At 63.7% G+C, this 16,314-nt stretch carries 15 protein-coding genes; 13 read left to right on the forward strand and 2 right to left on the reverse strand.

Annotated features, from left to right (window positions below; genetic code table 11):
- Position 1 precedes the first annotated feature (1 nt).
- The 13 genes from hemC (at position 2) to NOV21_RS02460 (ending at position 14,899) form a co-directional block, all read left to right on the forward strand.
- The gene (hemC, locus tag NOV21_RS02400) at positions 2–937 is read left to right on the forward strand and encodes a hydroxymethylbilane synthase (protein ID WP_283171192.1); all 936 of its coding nucleotides are present in this window, start codon (positions 2–4) and stop codon (positions 935–937) included.
- Positions 934–2,502: a uroporphyrinogen-III C-methyltransferase gene (gene cobA / locus NOV21_RS02405; RefSeq protein ID WP_283171191.1), complete on the forward strand. Its 1,569-nt coding sequence runs from the start codon at positions 934–936 to the stop codon at positions 2,500–2,502. Before hemC ends, cobA begins: the two co-directional genes overlap by 4 nt.
- A gap of 70 nt (positions 2,503–2,572) precedes the next feature.
- A complete protein-coding gene (ahbC, locus tag NOV21_RS02410; RefSeq protein WP_283171190.1) occupies positions 2,573–3,817 on the forward strand; it encodes a 12,18-didecarboxysiroheme deacetylase in 1,245 nt (414 codons plus the stop codon).
- A 57-nt stretch (positions 3,818–3,874) separates the two neighbouring features.
- A complete protein-coding gene (hemB, locus tag NOV21_RS02415; RefSeq protein ID WP_283171189.1) occupies positions 3,875–4,861 on the forward strand; it encodes a porphobilinogen synthase in 987 nt (328 codons plus the stop codon).
- 12 nt (positions 4,862–4,873) lie between these two features.
- A complete protein-coding gene (locus NOV21_RS02420) occupies positions 4,874–6,220 on the forward strand; it encodes a radical SAM/SPASM domain-containing protein (RefSeq protein WP_283171188.1) in 1,347 nt (448 codons plus the stop codon).
- Positions 6,221–6,312: 92 nt separating this feature from the next.
- Positions 6,313–7,395: a hypothetical protein gene (locus tag NOV21_RS02425; RefSeq protein WP_283171187.1), complete on the forward strand. Its 1,083-nt coding sequence runs from the start codon at positions 6,313–6,315 to the stop codon at positions 7,393–7,395.
- Complete coding sequence (gene hemL, locus NOV21_RS02430; protein WP_283171186.1) at positions 7,385–8,668, forward strand: glutamate-1-semialdehyde 2,1-aminomutase; 1,284 nt, start codon at positions 7,385–7,387, stop codon at positions 8,666–8,668. Before NOV21_RS02425 ends, hemL begins: the two co-directional genes overlap by 11 nt.
- A 369-nt stretch (positions 8,669–9,037) precedes the next feature.
- Positions 9,038–9,490, forward strand: a complete 453-nt coding sequence (locus tag NOV21_RS02435; protein WP_283171185.1) for a MarR family winged helix-turn-helix transcriptional regulator — start codon at positions 9,038–9,040, stop codon at positions 9,488–9,490.
- Positions 9,487–11,778 (forward strand): ATP-binding cassette domain-containing protein, encoded by a 2,292-nt coding sequence (locus tag NOV21_RS02440; RefSeq protein ID WP_283171184.1) that lies wholly within the window; start codon positions 9,487–9,489, stop codon positions 11,776–11,778. The genes NOV21_RS02435 and NOV21_RS02440 overlap by 4 nt, the downstream gene beginning before the upstream one ends.
- A 633-nt stretch (positions 11,779–12,411) precedes the next feature.
- A complete protein-coding gene (locus NOV21_RS02445) occupies positions 12,412–12,717 on the forward strand; it encodes a hypothetical protein (protein WP_283171183.1) in 306 nt (101 codons plus the stop codon).
- 75 nt (positions 12,718–12,792) lie between these two features.
- Positions 12,793–13,125, forward strand: a complete 333-nt coding sequence (locus NOV21_RS02450) for a multidrug transporter (protein ID WP_283171182.1) — start codon at positions 12,793–12,795, stop codon at positions 13,123–13,125.
- 383 nt (positions 13,126–13,508) lie between these two features.
- A complete protein-coding gene (locus NOV21_RS02455; RefSeq protein ID WP_283171181.1) occupies positions 13,509–14,084 on the forward strand; it encodes a type IV toxin-antitoxin system AbiEi family antitoxin domain-containing protein in 576 nt (191 codons plus the stop codon).
- Positions 14,081–14,899: a nucleotidyl transferase AbiEii/AbiGii toxin family protein gene (locus NOV21_RS02460; RefSeq protein WP_283171180.1), complete on the forward strand. Its 819-nt coding sequence runs from the start codon at positions 14,081–14,083 to the stop codon at positions 14,897–14,899. The genes NOV21_RS02455 and NOV21_RS02460 overlap by 4 nt, the downstream gene beginning before the upstream one ends.
- A gap of 455 nt (positions 14,900–15,354) precedes the next feature.
- On the opposite strand, the gene NOV21_RS02465 is transcribed toward NOV21_RS02460, so the two are convergent.
- On the reverse strand, positions 15,355–15,717 hold the full coding sequence (locus NOV21_RS02465) for a type II toxin-antitoxin system VapC family toxin (RefSeq protein ID WP_283171179.1): 363 nt from the start codon (positions 15,715–15,717) through the stop codon (positions 15,355–15,357).
- Between the two features lie 41 nt (positions 15,718–15,758).
- Positions 15,759–15,974: a hypothetical protein gene (locus tag NOV21_RS02470; RefSeq protein WP_283171178.1), complete on the reverse strand. Its 216-nt coding sequence runs from the start codon at positions 15,972–15,974 to the stop codon at positions 15,759–15,761.
- Positions 15,975–16,314: the final 340 nt, after the last annotated feature.

Below are 16,314 nucleotides of genomic sequence, written 5' to 3' on the forward strand. Positions count from 1 at the left end.
GTTGACGAAGAGGAAGATCGTCCTGGGGAGCCGCGGCAGCAAGCTGGCGCTCTGGCAGGCGAGCCACGTGCGCGACCTGCTTGCGGAGCGAGCGCCCGAGTATGAGTATGACATCCGCGTCATCCATACCAAGGGCGACAAAATCCTGGATGTCGCCCTGTCGAAGATAGGGGACAAGGGACTGTTCACCAAGGAGCTCGAACGCGAGCTCATGCGCGGCGGCGTCGATCTGTGCGTGCATTCGATGAAGGACATGCCCACGCAGCTGCCCGACGGCCTGGCGATCCTCGGCGTGCCGGAGCGCGCCGTCCCCTTCGATGCCCTGGTGGGACCTGCGGGCATCGCGCTTGAGGGCCTGCCAGCCGGAGCGCGCGTGGCGACGGGGTCGCTGCGCCGCATCGCCCAGCTGAAGCGCCTGCGCCCCGATATCCAAACGTGCGAGATGCGCGGCAACATCGACACGCGCATCGGCCGCGTGATGGCGGGCGAGTTCGACGCGGCCATCCTCGCCGCCGCCGGCCTGCACCGTTTGGGGCTGCATGAGAACATCGCGCAGGTCCTGCCCGCTGCCACCATGATTCCCGCCGTTGGCCAGGGGGCCATCGCCGTCGAGGCCCGCGAGGGCGACGACGAGGTTCGTCGGCTATGCGCGGCGATCACGAATGATTCCACCCTGCGATGCGTGTCCGCGGAGCGCTACGTCCTGCGCGAGCTGGAGGGCGGATGCCAGGTTCCCATGGGTGCCCATGCGGGCATCGCGGGCGAAGGGGACCGTGCCGTCTTCGCCATGACCGCGTTCGTGAGCTCGCTCGACGGATCGCGCTTCCTGCAAGCCGCGGGCCAGGGGGCGTGCGACGGCTGGCTGGATGTCGCGAGTCGCATCACGGACGATTTGGTCGCGCAAGGCGCCGAGGAGATTCTGGAGGAACTGCGATGAGCGATACGTGCGTGTACCTTGTCGGAGCCGGACCGGGCGACCCGGGCCTGCTGACCCTTCGCGCGAAGGAGCTGCTGCAGCGGGCGGACGCGATCGTCTACGATTACCTGGCAAGCGATGCCGTCATCAGGTTCGCGTCGCCCGCCGCGGAACGGCATTTCGTGGGGAAAAAGGGCTTCTCCCGGCATGTGACCCAACCGGAGATCAACGATCTTCTGGTCGAGCTCGCGCGGATGGAAAAGGGCTCCATCGTCCGGCTGAAGGGCGGAGATCCCTTCGTGTTCGGACGCGGTGGGGAAGAGGCGCTCGCCCTGCGCGCGGAGGGCATCCCCTTCGAGGTCGTCCCGGGTGTGACCGCGGGCGTTGCCGCGCCGGCGTATGCGGGCATCCCCGTAACCCATCGTCATGTGGCGAGCAGCGTCGCGCTGATCACGGGGCACGAGACGCCCGAGAAGAACGAATCCGCCATCGATTGGGAGAGCCTCGCCAAAGGCGCGGATACCCTGTGTTTCTACATGGGCATCCGGGACCTCCCCCTCATCGTGCGCCGCCTGACCGAGGCGGGACGGGCGGGAAGCACGCCGGTCGCCCTGGTCCGCTGGGGCACCACGGTGCGGCAGGAGACGCTGGTCGCCACGCTGGACTCCGTGGTGGAATCGGCGGAGCGCGCCCGATTCAAGGCGCCGGCAATCATCGTGGTGGGCGAAGTCGTCGCGCTGCGCGACCGGCTGAACTGGTTCGAGAAGAAGCCGCTGTTCGGCAAAACTGTCGTGGTCACCCGCTCGCGCGAGCAGGCGAGCGCGCTGTCCGCCCGCCTGCGGGACGCGGGTGCCGAGGTGGTTGAGTTCCCCACGATCGAGATTGCGCCGCGGCCTCTCGATGCGCGGGCCAGGGAGGCCATCGCCCGCCTTGCAAGCGATGCCGCAGCGGTTCGGGAGGCCTACGATTGGGTGGTGTTCACCAGCGTCAACGGCGTGTCGTGCTTCTTCGACATGCTGAAGGAGGCAGAAAGCGACGCCCGCGTGTTCGGCGGCGTGAAAGTTGCCGCCATCGGTCCCGCCACGGCGGCGGCGCTCGCATCGCATGGCATCGCCGCCGACCTCGTCCCACCTCGTTTCGTTGCGGAAAGCGTCGTCGAGGCGCTTCGCGCGAGCGGTGTGGGCGGGGGGGCCAGCGTGCTCATTCCCCACGCGGCAGCCGCCCGCGACGCCCTGCCCCGGCTGTTGGAGGGGGCGCGCGTCCGGGTGGACGTGCTGCCCGTATACGACACGGTCATGCCCGCCGAGTCCGATCAGGCCTCCGATTTGGTTGATCGCCTGCGTGCCGGATCGGTCGATGCCGTCACGTTCACGAGTTCCTCGACCGCGCGCAATTTCGCCGCGCTGCTCGACCGGGCGGCGCCGGGCGAGCGTGCGAACCTCGTCGAGGGAGTCGTGGGCGCGAGCATCGGCCCCGTCACGAGTGAGACGATGCGCAGCCTCGGCCTGCCTGTTTCGGCAGAGGCGCCCGAATACACCATCCCCGCCCTCGCGCGAACCGTCGAAGAGGCGCTCGCCGACGAATAGATTGCGCATCGGGCGGATTCGCATCCGAGGGGTCTGCCCGCGTGCCCGATGACCGAGAAGGAGAAGCAAGTTGATCGGTATTTCCAAACTCTATTGCGGTGCCGTGGAGCCGGCGGACGTGCTGCGCTACCGCCGCATGTCCAAGGAGCTGCCCAGCGGCCTGCTGCAGTTCAGCAAGGACAAGAAGCCCGTGGTGGTGTGGAACTGCACGCGCACCTGCAATCTGAAGTGCGAGCATTGCTACGCGCAATCCGATGCGCAGGCCTACGACCAGCTCTCGACCGACGAGGCGAAGGCGATGATCGATGACTTGGCAGCATTCGGCGCCCCTGTGCTGCTGTTCAGCGGCGGTGAGCCCACCGTGTGTCCCGACCTGCTCGAGCTCATGCATCATGCGAAGAAGCAGGGGATGCGCGTGGTGATCTCCACCAATGGCACGCTCATCAGCAAGGACATGGCCGAGAAGTTCGCCGAGGTGGGTCTTTCGTACGTGGGGGTCTCCTTCGACGGCGATCCGGCCACGCACGATAGGTTCCGCGGCGTCGACGGCGCCTTCGACATGGCGCTGCGCGGGCTGAAGAACAGCCAGGAAGCCGGCATCAAGGTGGGGCTGCGCTTCACCATCAACAAGCACAACTGGCGCGAGATCAACGACATCTTCGACCTGATGCAGCGCGAGAACATCAACCGCGCCTGCTTCTACCATCTGGTGTATTCCGGTCGAGGCACCGAGATGATGGACGAGGATCTGGACCACGGGGAGACGCGCCAGGCGGTCCGCCTGATCATGGACCGCACGAAGCAGTGGTTCGACGCCGGCGGGACGCCCGAGATCCTGACGGTGGACAACCACGCCGACGCCCCGTTCGTGTACATGGAGCTTCTGAAGGAGGATCCCGAGCGTGCGGCCAAGGTCATGCAGTTGCTGCAATGGAACCAGGGGAACAGCAGCGGCAACGGAATCGGGTGCGTCAGCTGGGACGGCGAGGTGTATGCCGACCAGTTTTGGCGGCATTTCAGCTTCGGCAACGTGAAGGAGCGCCCCTTCAGCGAGATTTGGAGCGACGTGAGCCGTGCCACCGAGGGAAGCGAGTTGATGTTCCGCCTGAAGGACAAGCGCCCCTGGGTGAAAGGCCGCTGCGCCGGGTGCCGCTGGCTCGACATCTGCGGCGGCAATTTCCGCGTGCGGGCGGAGGCGGCCACGGGCGATCTGTGGGCTCCCGATCCCGCATGCTACCTGACCGATGAGGAGATCGCGAAGCACGCCGACGACCCCGAGAAGCGCGTCGTCGAGGCGCCCGCATACGAAAACTAGGTTCGTCCGCGCCGGCGGCTGGACTGCCGGCGCGTTGTTGGAAGGAAGATGGGTTCGATGGAGTACGGCAAATTCCCCGCCTACCGCCCGCGCCGCATGCGCGATGGCGAGCTGGCGCGAAACATGATCCGCGAGACGGTGCTTTCGGCGGATGATTTCATCTATCCGCTGTTCGTGAAGCCGGGCGAGGGCAGGCGCGACGAGATCGCCTCCATGCCGGGCGTGTTCCAGGTGTCGTTGGACATGCTGATGGATGAGATCCGCGAGCTGCTCGAGCTGGGCATCCATTACGTGCTGCTCTTCGGGATCCCGGCGAGCAAGGACGAGCTCGGGTCATCGGCGTGGGACGAGCACGGCATCGTGCAGGAGGCGTGCCGCATCATCCGCGCTGAGGCTCCCGAGATGTACATCATCTGCGACGTGTGCATGTGCGAATACACGAGCCACGGCCATTGCGGCAAGCTCGACGCAGACGGCTACGTGAACAACGACGACACGCTTCAGCTGCTGGCCAACGAGGCCGTGAGCATGGCGAAAGCAGGGACGCACATGGTGGCCCCGAGCGACATGATGGACGGTCGCATCGGCTTTATGCGGCGGGCCCTCGACGAAGCCGGATTCGAGCGCGTGCCCATCATGAGCTACTCGACCAAATACGCCAGCGGATTCTACGGGCCGTTCCGCGACGCCGCCGACAGCACGCCGTCGTTCGGCGACCGGCGCGCCTACCAGATGGACCCCGCGAACTCCCAGGAAGGCGTGCGCGAGGCGCTCTACGACATCGCCGAGGGCGCCGATATGGTGATGGTGAAGCCCGCGCTGCCATACCTGGACGTGCTCCAGCGCGTGAAGGCGGAAACCGGCTTCCCCACGGCTGCCTACAATGTGAGCGGCGAATACTCGATGGTCAAGGCGGCCGCGCGTAACGGATGGATCGACGAGAGGCGCGTGGTGCTCGAGTTGCTCTGCGGCATCAAGCGGGCAGGTGCCGACATGATCATCACCTACCATGCCAAAGATGCCGCCCGCTGGCTGGCCGAATAAGAGGAGCCGTCGGTGAGTGGGGAACGCAACATGCGCCTTGGGCAGATGATGCTCGATGCCAAGGATGCCGCGCAGGCCGCGGGGAAGATCGACGACGGGTCCCGGCCGCACGGCGGGCACCCCTCGTGGGTTCCCAAATCGGGAAAGCGGCCGGAATGGACGAAGGGAAGGGGTGGCGAACGCAGGGCGTCCGACGCTGCGCCGCCGCGTGGGCATCCCGGCAGCCATGCTGGCGCCCGCCCCGGGGGCGGTGCGGCGGCGCTGGCGTATCAGGAGCGCACGGGCATCAAGGCCCCCCGCATCGTCGCGTGGGAGATCACGCGCAGCTGCAACCTGTCCTGCGCGCATTGCCGCGCGGCGGCGGAATTCGGGGCGTATCCGGGCGAGCTCTCGCTCGATGAGTGCAAAGCGCTCATCGACGATATCGCCAGCATCACCAACCCCATCCTCATCCTCACCGGCGGCGAGCCGTTCATGCGGCCCGATATCTGGCAGATAATCGACTACGCACGGGATCGCAGCTGCATGCCCGTCATCGGCACGAACGCCACCACCATCACCGAAGATATCGCGCGGAACATGCAGGAGCATGGGATCACCCGTATGAGCGTGTCGCTGGACTTCCCCGACGCCGAGCGCCATGATGCGTTCCGTGGCCAGAAAAGCGCCTACGACGACGCCGTGCGGGGGATCAAGCTGGCGCAGCAGCACGGCGTGGGGGTGCAGATCAACACGACCGTCACCAAGCAGAACGCCAAGGTGCTCGACGAGATGCACGGCCTCGCCAAGGATTTGGGGGCGGTTGCGTTCCATCCGTTCCTTTTGGTGCCCACGGGACGCGGTGAGAACCTGCGCGATATCGAGCTGACGCCCGAGGAATACGAAGAGGTGCTCACCTGGGCATACTACAAATCGAAGACGAGCCCGCTGCATTTCAAGCCCACGGACGCCCCCCAGTATTACCGCATCGCGCATCAGAAGGCGCGCGAGGAGGGCAGCCGAGTTACCGCCGAGGAATACGGCACCGAGGCCATGACGCGCGGCTGCCTCGGCGGGATCACGTTCGTGTTCATCAGCCATACCGGCGATGTGCAGCCCTGCGGGTACTTCGATATGCAGCTGGGAAACGTGAAGGAGACGCCCTTCAGCGAGATCTGGACGAACTCGCCGGTGTTCAACGACCTGCGCGACTTCGGCAAGCTGAAGGGGAAGTGCGGCGCCTGCGAGTACAAGGCCGTCTGCGGCGGGTGCCGTGCGCGCGCCCTTTCCGCTACCGGCGACTACATGGAAGAGGAGCCGTACTGCGCCTACGTGCCGCGCTCGATGAGGGCGCGCGGGGAAGCGGATGGAGCCGTCTAGAAGCTTTTCTCCACGGGCGACGCCCCGATCAAGGAATATCAAAAGCCCATGGAACCGCATGGGGCCTGCACCTTTCGTCCTAAGGAGCGAGAATGGTCGTCGATGATGCCAAACAGGAAGTGCTCGATGCCATCCAATCCCGATTCCCCCTGGTCCACGATCCATACGGCCAGCTCGCCGCAGAACTCGGGCTCGACCGCGACGAGGTGAAGCGGGCGGTCGTCGATCTGTATGCCGATGCGAGCATACGGAGGACCGGGGGCTCGTTCGATTCCCGGCGGCTGGGCTATACGAGCACGCTGTGCGCGCTCGCGGTTCCCGGCGGCCCCGAACGCGTGCAGGCGGCCGCCGACGTGTGCAACCGGTACACGGGCATCACGCACAACTACGGGCGCGAGAACCGCTACAACCTGTGGTTCACGCTGATCACGCCAAGCCCGGAGGTCCGTGCGCGGATACTTGCGGAGATCAAGCGGGATTCGGGGTGCGAGGATCTGCTCGACATGCCGGCTCTGCGGATCTTCAAGATCAACGGGGACTTCGGTAGGCAGCAGCGCGCGCTATCCGGGAAGGCGGATTCGATCGATTCGACACTGCGGCGCGAGGACAAGGAGGTCGAAGCGGTTCCGTTCGACTCCGGCAATCCCTTCGACGTCGCCTTGGTGCGGTGGGCGCAGGACGATATGGCGCGTTCGAGCGAGGGGGAGGTGCTCGATTTCCCCTTCGAGCGGGGAGCCCGCCAGATATCCGCGGAAACGCGCGAGGATGCGACCGAGGAGCAGGTGCTGCTGCGGCTGCGGCAGCTGCGCGCCGCCCGCGCCCTCCGCAGGTTCGGCGCCATGGTCCGTCACCAGGTTATCGGATTCGGATTCAACTGCATGACCGCTTGGGACATCCCCGACGAGCACGTCGAGCGTGCCGGCATGCTGCTCAAGGAGAAGGTATTCGTGAGCCATTGCTATGCCCGCCCGCGCCAGGGATTGTGGAGCGCGAACATCTATGCCATGATTCATGCGAAGACCGTCGAGCAGGAATCGCGGCAAATCGCCGAGCTTGAGGAGGCCCTGAACGAAGCGGGCGTGCCCTTCAACGAGCGGTTCGTGCTCAACACGACGCACGAGTACAAGAAGTGTTCCATGAGATATTTCGTAGGGGAGCGTACCTATGGCAACTAGCAGGTCGGAAGCTGATTTCGAAGCGGCGAAGCAGGTGATTCCCGGCGGGGTCAACAGCCCCGTGCGGGCGTTCGCGAACGTGGGACGGACGCCGGTGTTCTACGACCGCGCGCAGGGGAGCCGCGTGTGGGATGTCGATGGCAACGAGTACGTCGATTTCATCTGCAGCTGGGGACCGATGATCCTGGGGCATCGGCCCCGGGCGGTGATCGATGCGGTCGAGGCGCAGCTGGCGCGCGGGATGAGCTTCGGTGCCCCGTGCGAGGCGGAAATCGCGCTTGCGGAGGAGATCGTGAAGCTCGTGCCCGCCGCCGAGAAGGTGCGCATGACCTCCAGCGGGACCGAGGCGACCATGAGCGCCATCCGCTTGGCGCGCGGATACACGCACCGCGACAAGTTCATCAAGTTCGAGGGGAACTACCACGGCCATTCCGATGCGCTGCTGGTGTCGGCGGGCAGCGGGGTCGCCACGTTCTCGATTCCCGGAACGCCGGGCGTCACGGCGGGCGCCGCCGCGGACACGCTGGTCGCGCGCTACAACGACCTCGCGTCGGCGCGGGCGGCGCTCGAGGCGAATCCCCGGGATATCGCTTGCATCATCGTCGAGCCCATCGCAGGGAACATGGGCGTCGTGCCGCCTGCGGAGGGGTTCCTGCAGGGCTTGCGCGACCTGTGCGACGAATTCGGCGCGCTGCTCATATTCGATGAGGTGATCAGCGGGTTCCGCGCTTCCCTGGGCGGGGCGCAGCAGCTGTACGGCGTAATGCCGGATCTATGCACGTTCGGCAAGATCATCGGCGGGGGGTTCCCGGTGGGATGCTTCGCGGGCCGTGCCGACATCATGGATGAGCTTGCCCCGACGGGGCCTGTGTACCAGGCGGGAACGCTTTCCGGAAACCCGGTAGCGATGGAGGCGGGCCTGGCCCAGCTTCGCGCGCTGGAGGAGCCGGGCGTGTACGACCGGCTCGAGATGCTGGGCGCGCGTTTGGAAGCGGGCTTGGTTGCGGCGATCGAGCAGTCCGGCGCGTCCGCTACCGTCAACCGTGCAGGCAGCGTGGCGACGCTGTTCTTCACCGACCGCACCGTGCGCAATTGGGACGATGCGGCAACATGCGATACTGACGCGTTCTCCCGCTACTTCGCGGGCATGCTCGAACGTGGGCTCCTCATCGCGCCCAGCCAGTTCGAAGCGCTGTTCGTAAGCGCCGCACACACGGAAGACGAGATCGACTCTTTCTGCGCTGCGGCGACAGAAAGCCTTTCGTCCTTGTAGCGAGGAGGGCTCAGGTTGCCAGGACGCTTGAATGCGGCATATCCTGGATGGATGCTACAGGATGCATGCTCGCAAGCCGGCAGGAGCGATCGAGCGGGAATAGCCTGAGCTAGGCTTTTGGGTACAACAACCCACGCCGTCCAAGTGGTCGTGCATACGAGTAAAGGATACCCCGGCGGCGAGGACATCGCTGCCGGCGTTGCTCATTAGGCCTCAGTAAGGTGCAGTAAGCGCAACGGACGTCGAGAAGACGGCGTCCTCTCGGAATATGGCCCCAACTCGCTCTCTCAAGCTCTCGCGTGTTGACGAGATTCCCGATTCGGGCTATAAAGTATCCGAAAACGGACACTTACTGAGGGAGGGCCGCAGATGGAAAGGCAGGAGAGCCGGCTTCTCAGCGAGATCGGGGCGACGGAGAAGCAGTTCGACGCCCTGTATCGCAGGGCCTCGCGCAATCTCCACCTCTCGGATTGCTCGATGTGGGTCCTCTATTATCTCCACCTCTCGGACGAGCCCCTCACGCAGCAAGAGCTCATAGAGATGATGGCGTTTCCCAAACAGACCATCAACTCCGCGGTTTCAAGCCTCTCCAAAAGCGGAACGGTCGAGCTCGAGATGATCCCCGGCACGAGGAACAAGAAGGTCATCGCGCTCACGGACGCCGGAATGGAGCTTGTCTCATCTACCGTCGCGCGCATGCGCTCCGCAGAGGAGCGAGCCGTAGCGTCGATGGGAGCGGAAAAGTTGAGGCAGCTCTCACGGCTCTACGGCGAGTTCCACAAGGCCTTGGAGAAGAGCTTCGAGGAGGAGGGCATCGTATGAGGGAAGCAGGGGAAAGCCGCGCGATCGAAGTGCGCGGCGCATGCGAGAACAACCTCAGGCACGTCGACGTGGACATCCCGAAGGACAAGCTCGTGGTACTCGCCGGGGTGTCCGGCTCGGGCAAGAGCTCGCTGGCCTTCGATACCATCGCAACTGAAAGCGAGCGGCAATGGCAGCAGGGCTACCCCTTGTTCGTCCGCAACAAGATGCCCCACTACGAGCGCCCCAAGGTGGAGTCCATAGGGCATCTCACGCCCGTCGTGGTGGTGGACCAGCGCGCGTACGGGGCGAACGCGCGTTCCACGGTGGGGACCGCCATCGATGCGGCGCCGCTCCTACGCCTGCTGTTCAGCCGTGTGGGCGAACCCTCTGCCGGCGGCTCGATGGCCTACTCCTTCAACCACCCGCACGGCATGTGCCCCGACTGCACCGGCCTGGGAAAGCGCCTCACGCTCGTGGAGGACCGTCTCTTCAACCTTGGCGGCACGCTGCGCGACGGGGGCCTCACGTTCAGCCAGTTCGCCGCCGGCTGGCAGAGCGTGCTCTACACCCAGAACCCCTACCTCGATCCCGACAAGCGCCTGCGCGACTTCACGGACTCCGAGTGGGAGCTGCTGAGGTACGGCGCAGACGAACCCGTGAACATCGTGATGCACGGTAACGGCGCGGGCATGACGTGGAACAACGACTACGAGGGCGTCGTCCCGCGCTTCCTGCGGCTGTACGTCAACCGCGACATCTCCAAGCTCAAGAAGGGGCTCCGCGACGAGATCGCCACCTACGTGGAGGACGCGCCCTGCCCCACCTGCGGAGGCACGGGGCTCAATCCCGCCGCCCTCGCATCGAAGATCAACGGGCGCAACATCGCCGACGTCCAGAACATGCAGATAGACGAGCTGCTCGCCTGGCTTCGCGGCATCGAAAGCCCCGTGGGGGCCTCCATTGCCGGCCAGATCGCCGTGACGCTGGAGAACATGGTGCGTGTGGGAGTCGGCTATCTCACGCTGGGCCGGCGGACCGATACGCTCTCCGGCGGCGAGGTGCAGCGCCTGAAGATCGTGCGCCATCTGGGCAGTAGCCTCTCCGACGTCACCTATGTCTTCGACGAACCCACGGCGGGCCTTCACCCCGCCGACGCCGAGCGCATCTCGCGCCTGCTCGTGGACCTGCGTGACAAGGGCAACACCGTTCTCGTGGTGGAGCACAGCCGCGACATCGTCGGGCTGGCAGACGAGGTCATCGAGCTGGGGCCGCTTGCGGGCGAGAGGGGCGGCGAGGTGGTCTTCCAGGGCAGCGTGCGGGACCTCATGCGGGCGGACACGTTCACGGCGGAGGCGCTGGTCCGGAAGGCGAGGCTCAACGAGCGTCCGAGATCCTGGTCCGAGGCATTCGACATCGAGCACGCCTGCATTCACAATCTCAAGGACGTGAGCATCCGCATCCCCAAGGGCGTGCTCACCGCCGTCTGCGGCGTCGCGGGCAGCGGCAAGAGCAGCCTCGTCCGCCACGAGTTCGCGCGGCGCTATCCCGACGTCGTCGTCATCGACCAGAAGCCCATCGGGACATCGAGCCGCTCCACGCCGGCGACCTTCACCGGAGCGATGGACCTGATCCGCAGGCTCTTCGCTGAGGCGAATGGCGTCGAAGCATCGTGGTTCTCCAACGACTCCAAGGGAGCCTGCGACGTGTGCGGCGGCCGCGGCTCCGTCAAGCCCGAGATTGCCTTCGCCGACCCCGTGGAGATCCGCTGCGAGGAGTGCGGGGGCAGCGGCTTCAATCCCGAGGCGCTCTCGTACCGCTACCGGGGCGAGACCATCGAGGACGTGATGGAGCTTACCGTCGACGAGGCGCTCGGGTTCTTCGCCGGTCAGGGGAAGGTCGTCGGCAAGCTCCGCCAGCTCCGCGACGTGGGGCTCGGCTACCTGCGCCTGGGGCAGCAGACCTCGAGCATGTCCGGAGGCGAGAACCAGCGCCTCAAGCTCGCCCGCGAGCTTGGCAGGAAGGCGGGCGTCTACGTGCTCGACGAGCCCTCGACTGGCCTGCACTATCGCGACATCCAGGGCCTTATCGCGCTCTTCGGAAACATGGTCGAGCGCGGCAGCACGGTCATCATGATAGAGCACCGCATGGAGATGATCGCTGCTTCCGACTGGATCATAGAGATGGGCCCCGAGGGCGGAAGCGCGGGCGGCCGCGTGCTTTACGAGGGCGCTCCTACCGGAATGCTCGACTGCGCGAATTCGGTTACCGCCCCGTATCTTCGCAGGGCGTGCGGGGTGGGTGCATAGACCCTGTCCGATGTGCGCTGGCTATGCCGGACTTTGATTCGGAGGAAGATGCTCCAAATAAAGCCACCGACAGTCACTCCCGCTGGGAAAACGGGGAATGCCCCGCCGAAGCTGACGGCGGTTGGCGAGATTTGGCGCCATCTGGAAATCATTCTCCGCCCTTTTGAATCACGGGATGATTTGGGATTGGTTCGGACAAGACGGCGCCATATGGACGATATAGAACCACATGGATTCAGGTGGAAGCACACAGGCAGGGCGGGTCACTGATTGGGAGTAGCTTGGGGAAATAACCCCCCGGACCCACTCTCGACGGGCAGCTTTCCAAACCCTTCGATTGATTGCACCCTACCCCCGAGGACATGCAGGCGTTCTCGGGAATTGCGTTTCGGGTGTCCATAGGGCCCTCCAAGTTTATGCTTGGCTTCCAACTCGCTCATAGTAGAGGTGAAGAGAGCGTATTTGCTCAAGACGACGTATCCCAGGTTCCCTAGGGGGTCTGCATCTCGGGAATTATTCAGCGCCTCAACAGCCGGGTTCAGACTAATTTATCGCCCGTTTATCACCCATGTTTATCACCCGCCTGTGATAACCTCATGGCTGATAAGCATCGGCATGGCGGAAGACGGAACTATGCTGGACATCGGAGGCTTCGTCAGCGACCTGAGGGCATACGGCTCCGAACGAGAGTGGTTCGAGTTCAAAGAGAGCTCCATCGTTGTCGCGATCCCGTTCAACTGGCTAAATGCAGTGAGTGATAAACCGGGCGATAATACGGGCGGCAAAGCAGGTTTGGACGCCCGCCTCGACGGGTTCTCGAGAACGCAGGTACGCGTGCTCGCCGAGATTCGCGACGACCCCAACGCCACGAAGCCCGTCATCGCGAACAGGGTCTCGGCGTCGGTAAGACAACCGTCGACAACGCGATTGCCGCGTTGAAGAAGCACGGCCTGATAGAGCGAATCGGGTCGAACAAGACCGGCTACTGGCAAGTCATCGAGAGGAGGCAACAGGATGCCCGATCGAATCAAGGAAAGCGATTGGAAGCTGCTCAACAAGAATCTTCCCGGCTGGCAGGAAGCGCATATGGAGAAGCTCCTGAAAGGCTATAAGGAACTTCTCTGCATGGACGAAGGAGCAGCGGAACGCTTTTGGGAGCTTGACGATCGCATGAAAAGGAATAAGAGAAGTGCAGGCGTCATAGTGCGCGGTCTGAGCCGCTCGAACGCTCTGGCTAACATCATTAGCCTCCTCGGAGATGAGGTCATCGCTGTCGAGGACCTTTACGGGTTCAGCGGCGAAGTGCTGGAGGCTGCCGAGCCCTACATCGAACGGCAAGATTCGTGAAGGTAATGCGAAAGCGGGAGATGCGGTTTCCTGACGGTGCGGTGCGTTACTGGGTGAGTGCCGAAAGGCAAACCGGCGACAGTTGGCTCGTCTTCCTCCCGGGGCTCACCGCCGACCACAGGCTGTTCGGCGCGCAAATCGCCCCGAGCGCCCGGGTTGTCGGCACGCACGTGGAGATGACTACCAGTTGGGTGCAGGTTCCGGCACAGGTTTTGAGACTCCGTAAATAGAAAACCCGCTGTTCAGCGCGTTGTCGATCGGAAAAAAGCTGCATTAACAATAGTGGGAATGAGATTTTTAAACGCTCTGCGGCGCATGGCGTTTCAATGCGTCGCAGCGGCGTGATCTGGTAATGCGCCGGCTTGGCCGAGATTCGAATTACAATGGCAGAACAATACCGTTTATGGTATTGTTCTGCCATGACGTATTACGACGACATATACGAATATGCGGTGGACAACCACTATCTCGTCAGCACCGCCGACGTGCGCGATCTGGGGATTCCCGCGGTCGAGCTCGCCAAGCTCGCCAAACGTGGCAAGCTCGAGAACATCGGGCGCGGCCTCTACCGGCTCTCCCGCTACGTCCCAAGCGAAAGCGACCCTTACGCCATCTCGGTTGCACTCGTGGGCGAGCACGCGTACCTTTACGGGGAATCCGTCATCGCGATGCTGGGGCTGGCGCCCACCAACCCAAACCGCATCTGGGTCGCGTCCCCCAGGCGGGTGCGCCTGGCTCACCCGCCCGAAGGGCTGACGATAGTCACCTCAGACGAGGGCTATGCCCCAACAACATACAACGGCGTGAGAAGCCAGAAGGCACGCGACGCAATCGAGGCGTGCAAGGGGAAGATGATGCCGGAGCGGCTGGCGCAAGCCGCGAAGGCCGCCCTCGAACAGGGATACGTGACCCCGCGGGAATACGGTGGGATAGCGAATGCGGAAGGCGGCATGAAGTGAAGACCCCGAACAGCAGGAGGAACCTCGACCGGGCGATAATCCGTCTGGCCGGCTCCCAGGACGGCTTCGTTCGCACGAGGACCGCCATCGCCAACGGCCTCGTCGGGCAAATGCTGCCGAACGGCGCGGTGAAGGGCGGCTCCTCGCTGAAGATAAGGTTCGGGGACGCGGTCACCCGCGCGACCACCGATCTGGATGCCGCGAGGGCGACGGGCCTCGACGCGTTCATCGCCGACATGGCGGATTCGCTCGCGCGCGGCTGGAACGGGTTCTCTGGTCGTATGGTCCCCCAAAGCCCCGCGGCTCCGCGCGACGTTTCCCCGTCCTACGCGATGCGGCCGTTCGACATCAAGCTCGAGTACCTCGGCCAGCCCTGGTGCACGGTGCGGTTCGAGCTCGGCCACGACGAGATTGGCGACGCAGACAACCCGGAGTTCCGCATTCCCGAGGAGGCGAACCGGATCCTCGCCCAGCTCGGTTTCCCCGGCCTCGGCCCCGTCCCCCCCCTCATGCCGCTCCACCACCAGATTGCGCAGAAGCTACACGGCGCGAGCGAGCCGGGCAGCAGAAGGGCGCACGACCTTATAGACCTCCAGGTGATAATGGCGAACGCAGAAGTCGACCCGCCCCTCGTGCGCAGAACGTGCGAGAGGCTGTTCGCATACAGAAAGATGCAGGCATGGCCCCCGAAGATAGAGAATGTCCCGGGCTGGGACGAACTCTACGCCGCCCAAGCGCTTTCCTCCGTGGCGCCCACCGTCGGCGAGGCGATCGAGTGGGCGAACGGGCTCATAGCCGCGATCTGCTCCGCATAACCCGTTCAAGCCCGCGACTGCCTCAGATTGGTTCTCCCTGGAATTGATTCGAGAAAAATCGGCCCATATTAAACCACCGACAGTCACTCCCGCTGGGAAAACGGGGAATGCCCCGCCGAAGCTGACGGCGGTTGGCGAGATTTGGCGCCATCTGGAAATCATTCTCCGTCCTTTTGAGTCACGGGATGATTTGGGATTGGTTCGGACAAGACGGCGCCATATGGATGATATAGAACCACATGGATTCAGGTGGAAGCACACAGGCAGGGCGCGCCATCGAGCGGGAGCAAATCAGGGATGCGACGGCATAAGACGCCATAAGACGATGTGTAGCGTTTGCGCAGGCAGATTGCGCGTTTCGCACAACCGCAAGCTACACCGCGCAACCCTATAAACCGACCGAACCGGATCCTTTGATGAGCTATTGACGACGCGAGGCGGTTCCGTAGCTGCGTCTAGACGAGTCGGATGCAGTCTTCCTTGTAGTTGGGCAACATCGAATCGTGCGTGACGAAGGCCATTCCCTCCGATTTCGCCTGAGCGATGAGCATCCGGTCGAAGGGGTCCTTGTGCGCTGGGGCATCTTTATCACGGCTGAGGGAATCGAGGGGTTCCGAGTGCTCCGCACGCATGGGGAGCTCGAGGTATCCGGCATCGAGGCACATCCTGATGAATTCGCCGGGAGATTGCGTGACGCTGTTGGGACGCAAGGCGTGCTTGATGGCAAGCTCCCAAATCGACACCGCACTGAAGTAAATCCGGTTCTCTTCATCGAGAAGAATCTCTTTGGCAGCATCGGGCAGGCGGCTGTCGTCCATAAGCGTCTAAATAATGATGTGAGAGTCGATGAGAACGTCCATCATGCGATGCCAAACAGCTCGGCTATCTCGTCGTTGCACTCGTCGAGATCATCGGGGGCGGGAAAAACGCCTTCGGCAATACCAATCCTCTTGGAAACATCCGCCCTCTCTGCGGGCTTCTGCTTCTCACTTAAAAATGTGACGAACTTGACAACGGTCTCGTAGTCCTCCTTGTCGAGGCCGTCTATGAGCTTTTCCAGCTCCGCTGTAGGCATGGCAGTCACCTCCGGACATTCTCGCAGCGACATGCAATCCAGCGCGTACGCATCGGACATAGCTTTGTGCGGTTTCATGATATCACGCTGGTGGCGTTTGCCGCGGCGTCATCAGGGGTGAGAGGCGCTATTGCGCAATCGCAATTTAGGAACCCAGCTTCATGGAAAATCGGCCGTCTCGTCTCCCGCCGCCCCCTCTGCGACCTGGCCTGTCAGCCGCAAATAATCATGCTACTTGCCACCCATGAAATGGATTTTCCAGTCTTTGGCCAAAGGCGTGCTTGACTTGGATATCTCGACCGCCGGACTATTCGGCGTGTTCGTTTCCTTCCTGAAGCTG

Origin of the sequence: Curtanaerobium respiraculi (assembly GCF_024609215.1) — a bacterium.
GTDB classification, from domain to species: domain Bacteria; phylum Actinomycetota; class Coriobacteriia; order Coriobacteriales; family Eggerthellaceae; genus Curtanaerobium; species Curtanaerobium respiraculi.